At 71.7% G+C, this 14,229-nt stretch carries 15 protein-coding genes; 9 read left to right on the top strand and 6 right to left on the bottom strand.

The window, feature by feature from the left end; all coding sequences use genetic code 11:
* Positions 1 to 133: 133 nt before the first annotated feature.
* The 3 genes from LWF15_RS03465 (at position 134) to LWF15_RS03455 (ending at position 3,349) form a co-directional block, all read left to right on the top strand.
* A complete protein-coding gene (locus LWF15_RS03465; RefSeq protein WP_232808869.1) occupies positions 134 to 1,759 on the top strand; it encodes a tetratricopeptide repeat-containing diguanylate cyclase in 1,626 nt (541 codons plus the stop codon).
* 89 nt (positions 1,760 to 1,848) lie between these two features.
* Positions 1,849 to 2,370, top strand: coding sequence for a hypothetical protein (locus LWF15_RS03460; protein ID WP_232808868.1), 522 nt, complete (start codon positions 1,849 to 1,851; stop codon positions 2,368 to 2,370).
* A 67-nt stretch (positions 2,371 to 2,437) separates the two neighbouring features.
* Positions 2,438 to 3,349 carry an NADP-dependent oxidoreductase gene (locus tag LWF15_RS03455; protein WP_232808867.1) on the top strand — a complete coding sequence of 304 codons (912 nt, stop codon included), beginning with the start codon at positions 2,438 to 2,440 and terminating at the stop codon, positions 3,347 to 3,349.
* Here the strand turns inward: LWF15_RS03455 and LWF15_RS03450 are convergent.
* The gene (locus LWF15_RS03450; protein WP_232808866.1) at positions 3,336 to 3,680 is read right to left on the bottom strand and encodes a cupin domain-containing protein; all 345 of its coding nucleotides are present in this window, start codon (positions 3,678 to 3,680) and stop codon (positions 3,336 to 3,338) included. The genes LWF15_RS03455 and LWF15_RS03450 overlap by 14 nt on opposite strands.
* Before the next feature lie 171 nt (positions 3,681 to 3,851).
* Between LWF15_RS03450 and LWF15_RS03445 the strand changes: the two genes are divergently transcribed.
* Together LWF15_RS03445 and LWF15_RS03440 are read left to right on the top strand one after the other, a co-directional pair.
* Complete coding sequence (locus tag LWF15_RS03445; RefSeq protein ID WP_232808865.1) at positions 3,852 to 4,103, top strand: DUF3253 domain-containing protein; 252 nt, start codon at positions 3,852 to 3,854, stop codon at positions 4,101 to 4,103.
* Positions 4,104 to 4,181: 78 nt separating this feature from the next.
* Positions 4,182 to 4,871: a DUF998 domain-containing protein gene (locus tag LWF15_RS03440; protein WP_232808864.1), complete on the top strand. Its 690-nt coding sequence runs from the start codon at positions 4,182 to 4,184 to the stop codon at positions 4,869 to 4,871.
* Here LWF15_RS03440 and LWF15_RS03435 read toward each other — a convergent pair.
* Complete coding sequence (locus tag LWF15_RS03435; RefSeq protein ID WP_232808863.1) at positions 4,843 to 5,676, bottom strand: PhzF family phenazine biosynthesis protein; 834 nt, start codon at positions 5,674 to 5,676, stop codon at positions 4,843 to 4,845. The genes LWF15_RS03440 and LWF15_RS03435 overlap by 29 nt on opposite strands.
* A 90-nt stretch (positions 5,677 to 5,766) precedes the next feature.
* Here LWF15_RS03435 and LWF15_RS03430 point away from each other — a divergent pair, with 90 nt between their 5' ends.
* The gene (locus LWF15_RS03430; RefSeq protein ID WP_232808862.1) at positions 5,767 to 6,306 is read left to right on the top strand and encodes a hypothetical protein; all 540 of its coding nucleotides are present in this window, start codon (positions 5,767 to 5,769) and stop codon (positions 6,304 to 6,306) included.
* A 1-nt stretch (position 6,307) separates the two neighbouring features.
* Here LWF15_RS03430 and LWF15_RS03425 read toward each other — a convergent pair whose 3' ends face one another.
* Complete coding sequence (locus tag LWF15_RS03425; protein ID WP_232808861.1) at positions 6,308 to 6,805, bottom strand: hypothetical protein; 498 nt, start codon at positions 6,803 to 6,805, stop codon at positions 6,308 to 6,310.
* A gap of 188 nt (positions 6,806 to 6,993) precedes the next feature.
* Between LWF15_RS03425 and LWF15_RS03420 the strand changes: the two genes are divergently transcribed.
* Together LWF15_RS03420 and LWF15_RS03415 are read left to right on the top strand one after the other, a co-directional pair.
* Positions 6,994 to 7,512: an ArsR/SmtB family transcription factor gene (locus tag LWF15_RS03420; protein WP_232808860.1), complete on the top strand. Its 519-nt coding sequence runs from the start codon at positions 6,994 to 6,996 to the stop codon at positions 7,510 to 7,512.
* On the top strand, positions 7,509 to 8,327 hold the full coding sequence (locus LWF15_RS03415; RefSeq protein ID WP_232808859.1) for a M23 family metallopeptidase: 819 nt from the start codon (positions 7,509 to 7,511) through the stop codon (positions 8,325 to 8,327). The genes LWF15_RS03420 and LWF15_RS03415 overlap by 4 nt, the downstream gene beginning before the upstream one ends.
* A gap of 6 nt (positions 8,328 to 8,333) precedes the next feature.
* On the opposite strand, the gene LWF15_RS03410 is transcribed toward LWF15_RS03415, so the two are convergent.
* From LWF15_RS03410 to LWF15_RS03400, 3 genes are all read right to left on the bottom strand, one after another.
* The gene (locus LWF15_RS03410; RefSeq protein WP_232808858.1) at positions 8,334 to 8,984 is read right to left on the bottom strand and encodes an MOSC domain-containing protein; all 651 of its coding nucleotides are present in this window, start codon (positions 8,982 to 8,984) and stop codon (positions 8,334 to 8,336) included.
* A gap of 39 nt (positions 8,985 to 9,023) precedes the next feature.
* Positions 9,024 to 11,387 (bottom strand): putative bifunctional diguanylate cyclase/phosphodiesterase, encoded by a 2,364-nt coding sequence (locus LWF15_RS37265; RefSeq protein WP_232808857.1) that lies wholly within the window; start codon positions 11,385 to 11,387, stop codon positions 9,024 to 9,026.
* Positions 11,388 to 11,458: 71 nt separating this feature from the next.
* On the bottom strand, positions 11,459 to 12,034 hold the full coding sequence (locus LWF15_RS03400) for a CGNR zinc finger domain-containing protein (RefSeq protein WP_232808856.1): 576 nt from the start codon (positions 12,032 to 12,034) through the stop codon (positions 11,459 to 11,461).
* A 720-nt stretch (positions 12,035 to 12,754) separates the two neighbouring features.
* Between LWF15_RS03400 and LWF15_RS03395 the strand changes: the two genes are divergently transcribed.
* Positions 12,755 to 14,229 (top strand): helicase-associated domain-containing protein (locus LWF15_RS03395; RefSeq protein WP_232808855.1); only part of this gene is annotated, 1,475 nt, incomplete at its 3' end.

Genomic DNA, 14,229 nt, shown 5'->3' with positions numbered 1-14,229 from the left:
CCGAGGAGAATTGTCCGCGCACGGGCAAGACATCAGCGCTGAATCCCTGTCGCTTCAGCGGTGCGGCTGCGACACTATGCAAACGTTGCGAAAGCGTCGTATGCAGACATAAGCGGGCCGGAGGGCGCGGGGCATGGATCAGGTGCAACGCTCGCCCGGGGCCGACGCGCCGGCCGGGCTGCTGGTCCGGATGCGCCCGCCGTCCCTGCCCGCCGATCCGGGGTTCGGGCCCGGGCCGGAGGCCGAGCTCCGCGAGCTGCAGGCGCTGGTCACCTCCGAACCGGCGGTGGCGGCCGAACGGGCCCGCGACCTGCAGGTGCGGGCCGAGGCCCTGGGTGAGCCGCAGATCGTCGCCGGGGCCCTGCTCTGCCGGGCCGAGGCCAGTCAGCGCACCGGCGAGATCACGGCCGCGGTGAAGCTGATCCGGCAGGCCTGCGCCGGGCCGGTGGCGCTCACGGCGGTCAACCGGGTGCGCGCCTCGCTGCTGAAGGCGTTCGTGCACAACGACCTGGGCGACGAGCCGACCGCCCTGCAGCACGTGATGGACGCGGTGCTCGCCTTCACCGACGAGGTGCCCCGGCCGCTGCGGGTCAGGGTGCTGAACAAGACCGCCGACCTGCTGCACAAGCTCGGCGCCGGGGAGGACTCGCAGCTGTGGTACTCCCGGGCCGAGGAGCTGGCGGTCGGCGATCCGCAGATGCACCTGCTGGTGATCAACAACCGGGCCTACGCCGCGCTGCGCGATGCCCGGGTGGAGGACGCCCGGGCCGGGGCCCAGCAGCTCACCGCGTTCAGTGCCCGCTACGGGTACCCGCTGAACGCGGCCAGCCTCGACACCATCGCCCGCATCCACCTGCTCGCCGGTGAGCCGCAGCGGGCGGCCGAGGTCGCCCAGCAGGCGGTGGAGGCGGCCGTCCAGGTCGACTTCCGCACCCCCGACGCCGGCTCGTACTACCTGATCACCCTGGCCGCCGCCGAGCTGGCGCTCGACCGGCCGCAGGCCGCCCTGGACGCCCTCGCCCGGGCCCAGCAGGCCTGCGCCGACGAGGGCTGCGCCCGGGTCAAGAACGAGATCCTCAAGGCCCGGGCCGAGGTGCGGGCCGCCCTGGGCGACTACCGCGCGGCCTACGAGATGCTCCAGGCGTTCAGCACCGCCGACCGTGAGCTGCTCTCCCACGAGCGCGAGGCCCAGGCCCGCATCCGGCAGACCCTGTTCGAGACCCGCACGGCCCGCGAGGAGGCGGCGCGCTACCGCGAGGAGGCCCGCCGCGACCCGCTGACCGGCCTGCGCAACCGGCTCTACGTGCAGGAGCGGCTGGGCGAACTGCTGGCCTCCGGCCCGGGGCCGATCGGTGGCCTGAGCGTCGCACTGGTCGACCTGGACCACTTCAAGTCGGTGAACGACCGCTACTCGCACGAGGCCGGCGACCGGGTGCTGCAGACGGTGGCCGGACTGCTGGAGGCGGCGCTGCCCCCGGACGAGGCGGGATCGTTCGCCGCCCGGCTCGGCGGGGAGGAGTTCCTGCTGGTCATGATCACGCCCAGCCGGGGCCGGGCGCACCGCATCGTCGAGCACGTGCGCCGCACCGTGCAGCAGTACGACTGGAGCCCGGTGACCCCCGGCCGCGGGCTGACTCTCAGCGCCGGCGTCGCCGCCCAGCACCCCGGCGACACCTACGAGACCCTCCTGGCCCGCGCCGACCAGCAGCTCTACACGGCCAAGTCCAGCGGCCGGAACCGGATCAGCGTCTACATCTGAGCCTCCGCGGTGCACTGTCCGGCAGTCGCGCCGTGCCGCCGGCCCGGCTGAACCTAGGCTCCCTCGCCATCCGACGGTGGGGGGCAGCGATGAGCGGACAGGCCTGGGCCCATGTGATCGCGGTGTCAGGCTCGGTGCTGGCCCTGCTCGGCGTGGTGGTCGGCGGGTTGCTGGCTGCCCGCGCCCAGAGCCGGCACTGGCGGTTCTCCGAACAGGCCGATGCCTGCGCCGCGTTCCTCGCTGCCTACGCCGGCGTCTACCTGGCCCACGTCGAGGCGGTGCGTTCCGGCACGGCCGCCACGGCCCAGCACACCTCCGACTTCGTTGACTGGGCCCAGTTCAACGAGGCGCTGGAGGCGCTGAACATCCGGGCGGACGCCGAGATCGCTCAGGCTGCGCACGATCTGGACGCGTCACTCTGGAGGGTCGGGCGAGAACTGCTGAGACGCCCGATATCTCTCACCGAGTGGGCGGCCCAGCGCAGGGCTCTCGACGAGGCCAAGCTGACCTTCGTGAACGTCTGCCGCTCCCGTCTCGTGCGGGGTGCGGGCCGGCTGAACACGCTCAGCGGCCGTCCGGCCGACGACGACCCGATCTGGGCGGCCCCTTGACCTCAAGCGCGCTTCAGCAATCAGGCTTACCCGCGGGACGTAGGAGCGAGCAGCAGGGGGCCAGACGATGAGGGCAGCGGCGTTCGAGCAGCCGGGCGGGCCGGAAGTGCTCAAGGTGATGGAGGTTCCGGCGCCCGAAGCAGGTCCGGGGCAGGTGCGGATCGCGGTGCGGGCGGCCGGGGTTCAGCCGTTCGACCTCGCCGTGCGGGCCGGATGGATACCGCAGGGGGTAGAGCCAAGGGCCGTGACGATCCCGGGCAACGAATTCGCTGGGGTGATTGATCAGATCGGCGCTGGCGTGACCGATTTCGCCACGGGCGACGAGGTTCTCGGGTTCGGACGGTTGGACGCCTATGCCGAATACCTGGTGATCCCGGCCGACCAGATCACCGCGAAGCCGCCGAGCATGTCCTGGGAAGTGGCCGGCGCGTTCAGTGCGAGCGCCCAGACCGCGCACATCGCCCACGGTGAGCTGCGGCCCGCCCAGGGGGAGACTTTTCTGGTTCAGGGCGCAGCCGGTGGGGTGGGCACGGTCGCCGTGCAGTTGGCGGTTCAGACGGGTGCGGTCGTGATCGGCACGGCGCGTCCCGAGAATCACGACTACGTGCGGTCTCTCGGTGCCACGCCGGTCGAGTACGGCGAAGGTCTGGTGGAGAGGGTGAAGCAGTTGGCCCCGCAGGGCGTGGATTCGGCGCTGGACTGCGCGGGCGGTGCGGCGCTGGAGACGTCACTGGCTCTGGTGGCCGACCGCTCAAGGATCCTGACCCTGGTCGAGCACGGCAGGGCCGAGGAGCTCGGCATCCGCGTCACTCCGGCCACGCGTTCGGCCGCCCGCCTGGCCGAGCTGGTGAAACTGCACGAGCAGGGCCGACTGCGCATCCACATCCGCAGCACCTACCCGCTGGCCGGTGCCGCCGACGCGCACCGCGAGCTGGAGACCGGTCACGGGCGCGGAAAGATCGCGATCACTCTTCCCTGAGCCGCCCGGCGACGATGGTGAGCAGCACCACCGCGTCCTCCTCGGCGTTCAGGTCGTGCTTGGCCGCGGGGATCACCAGGTGGTCACCGGCCGCGCCGCTCCACGTCTCCTCGCCGGCCTGCAGCGTGACCTTGCCGGTCAGCACCTGCACAGTCGCCTCGCCGGGGTTGTCGTGCTCGGCCAGCCGGTGCCCGGCCGCGAGCGCGAGAACCAGCTGCTTGAGCCGGTGTTCGTGACCCACCACCAGGGTGTGCGCGGCGCGGCCGCTGTGGGCCGCGCGGGCCTGCTCCAGCAGTTCGTCGGCGAGTTCGGTGAGCTGGGTGCTCTGCATGGCGGTTTCCTTCGGCCAATGATGGACGCTCGTGCTGGCGAACGCGGTAATGGCATCATTGTGGCTTCTCACCTGTGGGGGAGGGGCCTCCCGGCCCGGTTGTGCGGGACTTTGGTCGGTATCCGGGCAGGCACGGCTGCGGGCCCCGCCCGCCGGGTGCAGGGTGTTCCCATGGCGGCGCCGAGTGAGAAGCAGTTGCGGCAGAGCATCCTCGACCTGCTGGCCGAGCGCCGGGAGGGGGCCACGATCTGCCCGTCCGAGGTGGCCCGGGCCCTGGGTGGTGAGCAGTGGCGCGACCTGATGGAACCGGTCCGGGAGGCCGCCCGGGGGTTGCGTTCCGACGGCCGGGTCGAGATCACCCAGGGCGGTGAGGCCGTCGATCCTGCGACTGTGCGCGGCCCCATCCGCATCCGGTTGGTGTGACTTACGGGGGTTAACCCCACCCCCGTTCGGTGGTGCATCGGAGTGCCCGGTAGTACGGCCCGCTGGTGTGCTGGACACATGCTTACGAACCGGAAGACCAAGACCGTGGTGGGGCTCGCTGCGCTGGTCGGCGCGGTGGTGCAGTTCCTGGTGTTCCACCTCGTGGTCCAGGCCGCCTGGGAACGGCCGTACAGCTGGGCCGACCACAACATCAGCGATCTGGGCAACCGCACCTGTGCCGTCCAGGCCGAGCCGCAGATGCGCTGGGTCTGCTCACCCGATCACGGGATGATGAACGAATCCTTCATACGGCTGGGCGTTCTCGCGGTGATCGGCCTGCTGCTGAGCGCTCCGCTGTGGCGGCCGGGGGCGCGGGCGGCCCGCGGGCTGCTGCTCGGCGCGGGCCTCGGCTGGGTCCTGGTCGGGCTGGCACCGGCCGACGTGAACGAGAACGTGCACGTCCTCGGGGCGGCCTTGATCATGCTGGCCGGCAACATCGGCCTGATCGTGGCCGGGCGGCAGGCGTCCGACCCGATCGTGCGGCGCTTCGGCCTGCCCCTGGGCGCGCTCGGCCTGACCGCGTTCACGCTGTTCCTCAGCCAGCAGTACCTGGGGCTGGGGATGGGCGGGATGGAGCGGGTGGCCGTGTTCCCGCAGCTGGCCTGGCTGGTCCTGTTCGCCGTGGTCGGCCTGCGGCACCTCTTCACGAACGAGCAGCCCAGCCCGGCCGGGCCGGTGCTCAGCTCATCCGGCAGGCGTTCCCGCTGACGCTGATCCCGCCCTCGGCCGGGATGTTCACCTTGATCATGCTCGGGCGGCCCATCTCGATGCCCTGCGTCACCAGCACCTCGGACGGAGGCTGGACGATGCCGAAGTATCGCAGGTGGGCGCCCAGCGCAGCCGCCGCCGCACCGGTGGCCGGATCTTCCACCACCCCGCCCACCGGGAACGGGTTGCGGGCGCGGAAGGTGTCGGGGCCGGTGCGGTGCACCAACTGCAGCGTGGTCAGGTTCTCGGCCAGCATCAGCTCACGCACGGCGGTGAAGTCGTACTCGAGGGCCGAGAGCGTGCCCAGGGTGTGCAGGCCCAGCACCAGGTGCCAGGCGCCGGCGAAGCTCAGGGCGGGCGGCAGTTCGGGATCCAGGTCGTCCGGGCTCCAGCCCAGCAGCGGCAGCAGCTTCTCCAGCAGACCGTCGGGCACCGGCTTCACCTGCGGCTCGACCGAGGTCAGAGTGGCCACCGGCCAGCCTTCTTCGAGGTCGGTACTGACCATCACCACACCCGGCCGGGTGCGGAACTCGTAGGTGGCCGGGCCGTGCGAGTCGGCCAGGGCCACGGCCGAGGCGATGGTGGCGTGGCCGCAGAAGTCGACCTCCCGCTCCGGGCTGAAGTAGCGCACCTCGGCCACGGTGGAGCCGGGGGCGATGGCCAGGAAAGCTGTTTCGGAGTAGCCCACCTCGGCCGCCACCCGCTGCATGGTGGCCTCGTCGGGCAGGTAGTCGCCGATCACCACACCAGCCGGATTGCCGCCTTCGGGGTCACGGGTGAACGCACTGATCCGCTGAACGAGCATGAGGAGCAGTTTGAGCGTCCCGGATTGCGCCGGTCAAGAGCCCCGGAAACGACTTGCCGCCGCAACCTCCGGTGCCCGACGCTGAGCGGCGTGAAGAGCTCCCGGCTGCCACCGCGCGGCCCCGCGGTGGCCGCGAGAAGCATGCTGCAGGCCTTCGACGTGGACTGCGGTGAGCTGGTGCCGGGGCATAACTTCATCGCGCGTGGTCTGGCCGGGCCGTACGAGCTCACCGTGCCTCAGGAGTGGGACGGCGACGCGGGCGAGTACGAACAGATGCTCGAATACCTCGACGGTGGAGGTTATCTCGGCTTCTCGCTGGAGTACGAGCTCGCGCCGGGGGTACCGCCGCAGTCCGACGGCGCGGCCCTCTTCCGCTACCTGGTGGGCATCCAGTACGAGGCCGACGTGCCGTTGCCGTGGGAGCCGCAGGACGGCGGGGCGATCGCGCCGTTCACCGGCGGCGACACCACTCACGGCTCGCGCGGCGACTGGCCGCTGCCGCCGCAGGCCCGGGTGCTCACCTTCAGCCTCTACCCGGTGAGCAGCGAGGGTTTCACCGAGGAGGAACCGGCCGGGCACCTGGTCGTCGACCTGCAGAAGGCCGAGGCCCACTGGCGGCCGGCCGGCTGAACTACGGCAGCCAGGTCCAGTCGGCCGGATCGGCCGAGTACCTCACGTCGCCCCAGTCGAGCGTGTCGTTCGACACCGGGACCTCCACCGAGACCTGGAGCAGCTGCCCCTTCTCGGTGCTGCTCACGTCGATGTTGGTCTCCGGGCAGATCCCGGCGTCGGCGCGGGTCAGCTCGACGCACACCATGGCGGTCTCGTGGTTCAGCCGGAACCAGGCCTTGCGGGCGATGATTTTTTCGCCCTTCTTGGTCGGGCGCACGTCGGGGGGCACGAAGCCGGTGAACTCGTAGCCCTCGGGCAGGGTCACCGGCAGCTTCAGGCGCAGGCCCTTGTCCCGCTCGTACATCTCGACCACGTCCTGCTTGGTCCACACGTCGCCCAGGCCGGGAGGCTCGTCGCTGTCTTTCTGGACGGTCGGCGGCGGGGTGGTCATGCCCTGCCCGCGGGGGGTGCCGCTCGCGCTGGAGCAGGCTGCCGTGAGGGAGAGCACTGCGCCCATCATGACCAGCGTGGGTGCCTGACCGGGTCGAGCCCCACCACGTGACCTGCGCATACCGCCCTCTCTTGCCTGACCTGCCGAACGGGGAGCCTGCCACCACCGGGTGTCGCGTCGTTGAACGGCGGGCAGAGTGCGAGGGAATTCGCCGGGTTGGACGTTAATACGTTTGTGCGTAGTAACGTAGAACTGTGGACGAGGACATGCTCGCCTTGCGAGCGGAGCTGCGGGCTCTGACCGACCGGGTGGAAGCGCTGGAGAAGCAGCCCGCTGCGCCCGGGCCCCTGTCGGAGGAGACGTTCTGGGCGCTGACCGGCCTGCAGGCCCGGCTCGACGACGACCCGTCCACTGCCGAGGGCGCGGTCATGCTGGTCGGAGCGCTGACCCTGCCCACCGGGGCGCCGGTCTCCTGGCAGCAGAGCGCCGGCACGGCCGGGCTGCTCGAGACAGAGTGGTCCGACCAGGCCTCGGTGTTCGCCGCGCTCGGGCATCCGGTGCGCATCGAGATCCTGCGCCAGGTGTTGCTGGGCCGGCACACCACCGCCGACCTGGCCGCGCTGGAGTCGCTGGGCACCACCGGGCAGCTGCATCACCACCTACGGCCCCTCATGGCCGCGGGTTGGCTGCGTCAGAGCGGGCGGGGCAGCTACGAGGTCCCGGCCACACGCGTGGTGCCACTGCTGGCCTGTCTGACTGGAGCGCAGCGATGAAGGCAACGGTGTTGGCGCTGTACCGCGTGCGTATGCCGATCTACCTCGGCGCTGCGGTCATCCTGATCGGAAACGTCCTGTCCGGTGCAGCACTGCCGCCGGTGCTCCCGATCCTGGCCCTGGTGGCCGTCGTCCTCTGCCTGGCGCTGGTCGTCCTGGGCCCGAAGCTGCTCCCGGTGCCCGAGCCCAGGGTGGTCACCGCGCCGGTCCGCGGAAGGTGGCTGGGCATCAACAGTCCCGCCACGAAGACGCCCAGCCACGGCATCCGGGCCTACGGCCAGGCGTATGCGATCGATCTCGTCCACGAACCGGAGGCTGACACTCGTCCTCAATTCGGGGTTGGTCCTGCTCTGCGGCCCAACCACCAGTACCCGGCCTTCGGGCAACCGGTGCTGGCGATGATCGACGGTGAGGTGGTGAAGGCCTCGGGCTGGCGGCGCGACCACCGTTCCCGCTCCACCACTGCGGCGCTGCTCTACATGTTCGCCGAGGGGATGGTCCGCGAGATCGGCGGACCTGGGTTTATTCTGGGCAATCACGTGGTGATCCGCGGCGAGGACGGCATCTTCGCCGCCGTCGCCCATCTGCAGCAAGGTTCGCTGAAAGTCCGGGTGGGCGACCGGGTCCATGCCGGCGACCAGGTCGGCAGTTGCGGAAACTCCGGCAACAGCAGCGAACCCCACGTGCACGCCCAGCTGATGGACAGGGCATCACCTACCCTGGCCCAGGGTCTGCCGATGGCCTTCGCCGCCGTCACCATCGAGGCCGATCAGGTCGACGGCCTGCCCGCCAACGACCAGCACATGAGCGCCTGAGCGGCCCTAGAGCCGCAGCCGCCGCCGCACCAGAGCCTGGTCGGCAGCCGGCAGGGCCGGCGCATCGAGAAGCCGAGGCAGGAGCGCCGGTTCGAGCGTCATGGCCCGGAACGCCAGGCTCACGGTGACGTCGTGGTCGGGGCGCTCGAGAACCTCCACGGCGTCGCCGGCCTGCAGGTGCCCCGGGGTGATCACCCGGAAGTAGGGGCCGGGAAGGGCGCCCTTGGTGAACTCCTTCACCCAGCCCTTCCGGTCCAGCCAGCCCTGGAACGTGGAGCAGGGGATGCGGGGCCGGGTGACCTCCAGCACCACCTCGTCGCCGACCTTCCAGCGCTCGCCGATCAGGGCCTCGTTCACGTCGATACCGGCCGTGGTCAGGTTCTCGCCGAACGAGCCGTTGACCAGCGGGCGGCCCAGGATCGACTCCCACGAGTCCAGGTCCTCCCGGGCGTAGGCGTAGACCGCCTGGTCGGTGCCGCCGTGGTGGTCCACGTCGTACACCCGGTCGCCGGCCAGCCCGACCGAACCGTCGCCCATCGGGCCGGGCGCGGTGACCAGCACCGGCACCGACACGGGCCGCTTGTCGATCCCGGTCTGCGACGCGGTGCGCCACGGGTTGTCGATGGCGTGGGCGATGTTGACCGACAGAAGCTTCACCGGGCCACCGTAGAAGTTGCCCGAATTTGCCGCTACCACTCAGGCGGCGCTGATCGGGCTGGCCTCGTCGATCCGGGTCCAGGACGCGGTCAGGCCGTCGGCGGTGACCGGCTGGGAGAACAGGAAGCCCTGCCCGTACTGGTAGCCCAGGTCCTGCAGCAGGCTGCGCTGCTCCTCGGTCTCGATGCCCTCGGCCACCGAGGCGAAGTCCAGCGTGTCGGCCATCTGGCTGACCGCGGTGGCGACCGCGGCCTGCCGGCCCACCGTGGTGATCGACTCGACGAACGAGCGGTCCAGCTTCAGCGTGGTGACCGGGCAGGTGAGCAGCAGGCCGAGCGAGGAGGCGGCGGTGCCGAAGTCGTCCAGCGCCAGCTTGACCCCCAGCTCGCGCAACGCGACCAGCGCGTCCATCGACTCCTGGTCGTCCAGTACCGCGGTCTCGGTGACCTCGATGCTCAGCCGCTCGGCGGGCAGCCCGAACTCCTCCAGCGCCTGCGCCACCTCCTGGACGAAGGTGCCGGAGCGCAGTTGCCGGCCGGCCACGTTCACCCCGATGTTGAGCTGCTCGGCCTGCGGGAACTCCTTCCGCCAGACGGCGGCCTGACGGCAGGCCTCGCGCAGCGCCCACCGGCCGATCTGCACGATCTGCCCGCTGCGCTCGGCCAGCGGGATGAAGTCGGACGGCGCGACCAGCCCGTGCACCGGGTGCCACCAGCGGATCAGCGCCTCGACCCCGACCAGGCTCATGTCCTGCAGCCGCACGATCGGCTGGTAGACCAGGGTGAACTCGCCGGCGTTGACCGCGGTCTCGAGGTCGCGCAGGGTGTCGGCCTCGGCGTTGATCCGTACGCCCATCTCCTGGTCGTACAGCGCCGAGGTGCCCTTGCCGCGGTGCTTGGCCTCGTACATCGCGATGTCGGCGTTGCTCAGCAGCACCGAGGGCAGGGTGCCGGGCTGGGCCACGGCGATGCCGATGCTGGCCCGCACCGCCAGGGTGTGCTGCAACACGTCCACCTCTTCGGCGAAGCCCTGCAGGATGCGCTCGGAAACCCGCAGCGCCACCACGGCGTCGGCGTTGGGCAGCAGCACCGCGAACTCGTCACCACCCAGCCGGGCCACCAGGTCGCCCGGCCGCACCGCCTCCTGCAGTCGCTGTGCCACCGAGACCAGCAGGGCATCGCCGGCGGCGTGCCCCATCGTGTCGTTGACCGTCTTGAAGTCGTCGAGGTCGATCAGCAGCACGGTGTGCGAGTCGGCCGGGTCACCGGCCCGCCGGGCCTCGGTACGGGCCAGCAGCCGGGTCATCTCCTCCTGGAAGTGCACCCGGTTGGCCAGGTCGGTCAGCGCATCGTGCGACGCCTGCCAGCGCAGCTGCACGTCCTGCCCACGCAGGTTCTCGAGGGCTACGTCCAGACGGCCCAGCAGCCGGCTGTTGTCCTGGAAGGAGATCAGCTGCCGGCCGGTGACCAGCGCGGTGATCACCACGATCCCGGCGAACGCCCCCCACAGCTGGATCGACACGTGGTCCGGCAGCACGAAGTAGAACATCACGAAGGTGAGCGCGACCATGACGTACGGCAGCAGGCTGTAGGCCCGGCGCTTGGGCCGTGGCGCGTAACCGGTGATCCGGACGGTGAGTTCCTGGATGCGGGGGCCGGCGGCGATCAGCAGCGAGGGCAGCAGCTGCACGGCGAAGGCGTAGGGCTCGTGCTCCTGGTCGAAGATGCCCAGCAGGAACACGCTCACGCCCTGCACCACCGGCGCGGCGACCATCGGCCAGGCGGCGATCCGGTCCATCGGCGGGTCGGGGCACAGCGCGACCTTGGTGGCGGCGAACGCGGCCACCACGACCAGGGCCACGGTCAGGCTGGCGGCCACCCGGTTGGTGCCCTCGTCGACCGGGTTCACCGCGAAACACCAGGCCAGCACGGCCCCGCCGACCAGCACGGTGGCCGAGTCGAGCCAGAAGATCAGCCGTTCCCGGCCGGTCTGCGGGCCCTGCGGGAAGGTCAGGCAGGCCAGCAGGTTGCCGGTCATGCCGACCGCGAAGAACGCGTTCTGCACGATGCTGCCGTCGACCGAGGCCTGGTCGGGCACCGCCAGACAGTAGAAGAACTGGAAGCTGTCGCCGATGGTGAAGGAGGTGCCGCCGAAGGCGATGAACGACCAGAAGCGGCGGAAGTGGGGCGGCGCCAGCTGTCGAAGCCGCCAGGCCCCTACGGCGAGCACCGCGTCCATCGGCACCTGCACGGCCCAGTAGAGCTGGGTCTGGCGCACGGTGTTGCCGGGGAAGAAACCGAACAGCACCCACCCGACGACGGTCAGCGCCACCAGTCCGAGCAGGACCGGGTCCCGCAGGAGAGTGGCGAGCGGACGCGCCGGCTGAGACGGTCGGGTCTGCACTCGTCCTCCTTCTGGCAACAGCATCTGCCTCAACCATCGGCCGAGGGGTGACGATGCTGAGAAGGGCGGGCTCAGAGGTTCGGCTCCGCGGTCCGGCGGGACCGGTGCCGTGCCTGTTTCGCCCGATTGCCGCACACCCCCATCGAACACCACTGGCCGGTGCGCGAGCGCGAAGTGTCGAAGAAAGCCCAGCGACAGGCGTCGTTTCGACACACTTTCAACCGCGCCCAGGTGCCGTCGGCCAGCCCTGCGGCCACCCGAGCCAGCACCTGCGCCCCCACCGCCCGCGCACCGTCGGCTTCCGAGCCGAGCATTGCGCCATCCGGGCAGAACCGCACCCGCACCTCGGCCCACTGCGCCGCCCGAGTGAGCTCGGTGGCCACGGCCTCGGGCAGGGGAGCCCGGTCATGGTTGGCCTGGAGCCCCTCGCGCAACGCCTCACGCAGCCTGACCAGACGGGCGAGATCATCAGAACTTGAGGACGGTTGCTGCCGGAAACCGTTGCGGCCCGCCCAGGCGGGCCATCCGTCGGGATCGGTGAGCTCGTCGGTGCCGGCCTCGATGTCCAGCGAGTTCACGAACCGGCGCACCAGTTCGAGGCCGCCCGCCGGGGGCGTGCTCTCGGTGCTCGGGTCGGTCTCGGCCACAACCAATGCTAACCCTCGTTGCGCCGACGCTGGTTGTGGGTAACCTTCAAATTAAGGACGATGGTTACTGGCGCTCGTAGGAATGGGGACTTGCGATGTCGGTGGGTGGAGCGGGGCAGGCAGACACGGAGGCCGAGCCCGGTGGGCGGCCGGACCCGAGTTCGGGCACGGCGCAGCGCTCGGCGTCCGGCGTGGGGGTGTGGCCGGATGCAGGGTCGGGTGTTGAGACGGGCGTGGGGCCGGGTGCTGGGTCGGGCACTGGGTCGGGCGCTGCGGCCGGCACTGGGTCTGAGGGCGAGCTGGGCTCGGGGCCGCCCGCATCGGCCTGGGGCAACCGCTCGTTCCGCCGGGTATGGGCGGCGGGTACGGCGTCGGAGGCCGGTACCCAGATCGCTGACCTCTCCTTGCCGGTGCTGGCCGTGGTCACCCTGGGGGCGAGCGCGTTCCAGCTTTCCCTCACCCGCGCCGCGTTCGTCGTGCCCTACCTCTTACTTCCCCTGTGGGTGGGCGTCCTCGTCGACCGGCGGGCCCGGCGTCCCCTGATGATCTCGGCCGACCTGGCCCGCGGGGTGCCCCCCCCCCCCGGGGGGGGGGGGGGCCCCTGTCCCGCCGCCCGGGGCCGGGGCGGCGCGGGGGGGTGGGGCCCCCCCCCCCGCCGGCGGGGGCCCGCCGCTGGCCGAGGCCCTGGGCCGGCGTTCGCCGCAGCGCCTGGCCGAGGTGATGGAAGATCTGGGGCTCCCGCCGTCCGGCGATCCGGACACGGCGCTGGCCCGGCTGGCCGACCACCTCGGCGACCCCGACACCGTGAAGAACCTGCTGGACCAGGCCCCCGGGCCGGCCGCGCAGGTGCTGGAGCGGCTGGTCTGGGGGCCGCCGGTGGGGCAGGTGCCCGACGCCGACCGCGCGGTGCGGGCCGGTACCGCCGGTTCCCCGGTCGAGTGGCTGCTCGCCCACGGTCTGCTCGCGGTCGCCGATCCGGGGCACGTGGTGCTTCCGCGCGAGATCGGCCTGGCGTTGCGCGGGGGCAAGGTGCACCGGCGGCCCGAACAGTCGCCCCCCGCACTGGAGTTCCGGGATCGCAAGACCCGCCAGGTCGACGACACGGCCGCGCTGGCCGCCGCCGAGGCGGTGCGGCTGCTCGAAGAACTCGGCAGCCGCTGGGGCGTCGACCCACCGCCGCTGCTGCGGGCCGGTGGGCTCAGTGTGCGCGACCTGCGGCGCGTGGCCACCCAGCTGGACGTGGACGAGACCGTGGCCGGGCTGGTGGTCGAGATCGCCCTGGCCGCCGGGCTGATCGCCGACGACGGTGAGGCCGACCCGTCGTGGCTGCCCACCGCCGAGTTCGACACCTGGCTGGCCGGCAGCATCGGCGAGCGCTGGACCCGGCTGGCGCTGGCCTGGTGGGAGACCCCGCGGGCGGCCGGCCTGATCGGTACGCGGGGGCCGAAGGAGGGGCCGGTCGCGGCGCTGGGGCCGGCCGTGGAGCGACCGCAGGCGCGGATCGTGCGGCAGCGGGTGCTCGGCGACCTGGCCGAGGCCAGCGCCCGGCACCTCGAGGGGGTCACTCCGGCGCTGAGCGACCCGGCCGGTTCCGGGCTGGTGAACCGTCTGGTCTGGCAGGCTCCGCGCCGGGCCTCGGCGTCGCAGCCCGAGCTGGTGCGCTGGGCGCTGACCGAGGCGGCCTGGCTGGGGATCACCGGGATGGCGGCGGTCTCGTCGTTCGGGCGGGTGCTGATCGGGGCGACGGAGTCGGGCCCGGGGTACGGCGCCGGCAGCGGCTCGGAGCCGAGCGCGGCGCAGACCCAGCGGCGGGTGAACGGCGCCAAGCCGGCCGCCGACCTGCTCGACGAGACGTTGCCGCCCCCGGTCGACCACGTGCTGCTGCAGGCCGACCTCACCGTGGTGGCGCCCGGCCGGCTGCCCGCCCCGATCGAGCGCGAGCTGATGCTGATGGCCGAGGTGGAGAGCCGGGGCGGGGCCTCGGTGTTCCGATTCACCACGGCCTCGGTGCGGCGGGCGCTGGATGCCGGCCGCACCGGGGAGGACCTCACCCGCTGGCTGACCGAGCACAGCCGGACCCCGGTGCCGCAGCCGCTGGAGTACCTGATCGGCGACAGCGCCCGGCGCTACGGCCGGCTGCGCGTCGGGGTGGCCTCGGCCTACCTGCGGGCCGACGACGAGGCCCTGCTCACCGA

The organism is Kineosporia rhizophila (genome assembly GCF_021277265.1).
Classification (GTDB): Bacteria; Actinomycetota; Actinomycetes; order Actinomycetales; family Kineosporiaceae; genus Kineosporia; species Kineosporia rhizophila.
Note: the sequence above shows the minus strand (reverse complement) of the source record. Positions and strands in the feature narration are given on the sequence as shown.

What these genes read in the sequence shown, in the direction of transcription:
- LWF15_RS03425 (WP_232808861.1), bottom strand. Translation starts at nt 6,805, where the DNA reads ATGGGCGCAGTGCTCTCCCTCACGGCAGCCTGCTCCAGCGCGAGCGGC.
- LWF15_RS03440 (WP_232808864.1), top strand. Translation starts at nt 4,182, where the DNA reads ATGCTTACGAACCGGAAGACCAAGACCGTGGTGGGGCTCGCTGCGCTG.
- LWF15_RS03460 (WP_232808868.1), top strand. Translation starts at nt 1,849, where the DNA reads ATGAGCGGACAGGCCTGGGCCCATGTGATCGCGGTGTCAGGCTCGGTG.
- LWF15_RS03455 (WP_232808867.1), top strand. Translation starts at nt 2,438, where the DNA reads ATGAGGGCAGCGGCGTTCGAGCAGCCGGGCGGGCCGGAAGTGCTCAAG.
- LWF15_RS03435 (WP_232808863.1), bottom strand. Translation starts at nt 5,676, where the DNA reads ATGCTCGTTCAGCGGATCAGTGCGTTCACCCGTGACCCCGAAGGCGGC.
- LWF15_RS03450 (WP_232808866.1), bottom strand. Translation starts at nt 3,680, where the DNA reads ATGCAGAGCACCCAGCTCACCGAACTCGCCGACGAACTGCTGGAGCAG.
- LWF15_RS03445 (WP_232808865.1), top strand. Translation starts at nt 3,852, where the DNA reads ATGGCGGCGCCGAGTGAGAAGCAGTTGCGGCAGAGCATCCTCGACCTG.
- LWF15_RS03465 (WP_232808869.1), top strand. Translation starts at nt 134, where the DNA reads ATGGATCAGGTGCAACGCTCGCCCGGGGCCGACGCGCCGGCCGGGCTG.
- LWF15_RS03415 (WP_232808859.1), top strand. Translation starts at nt 7,509, where the DNA reads ATGAAGGCAACGGTGTTGGCGCTGTACCGCGTGCGTATGCCGATCTAC.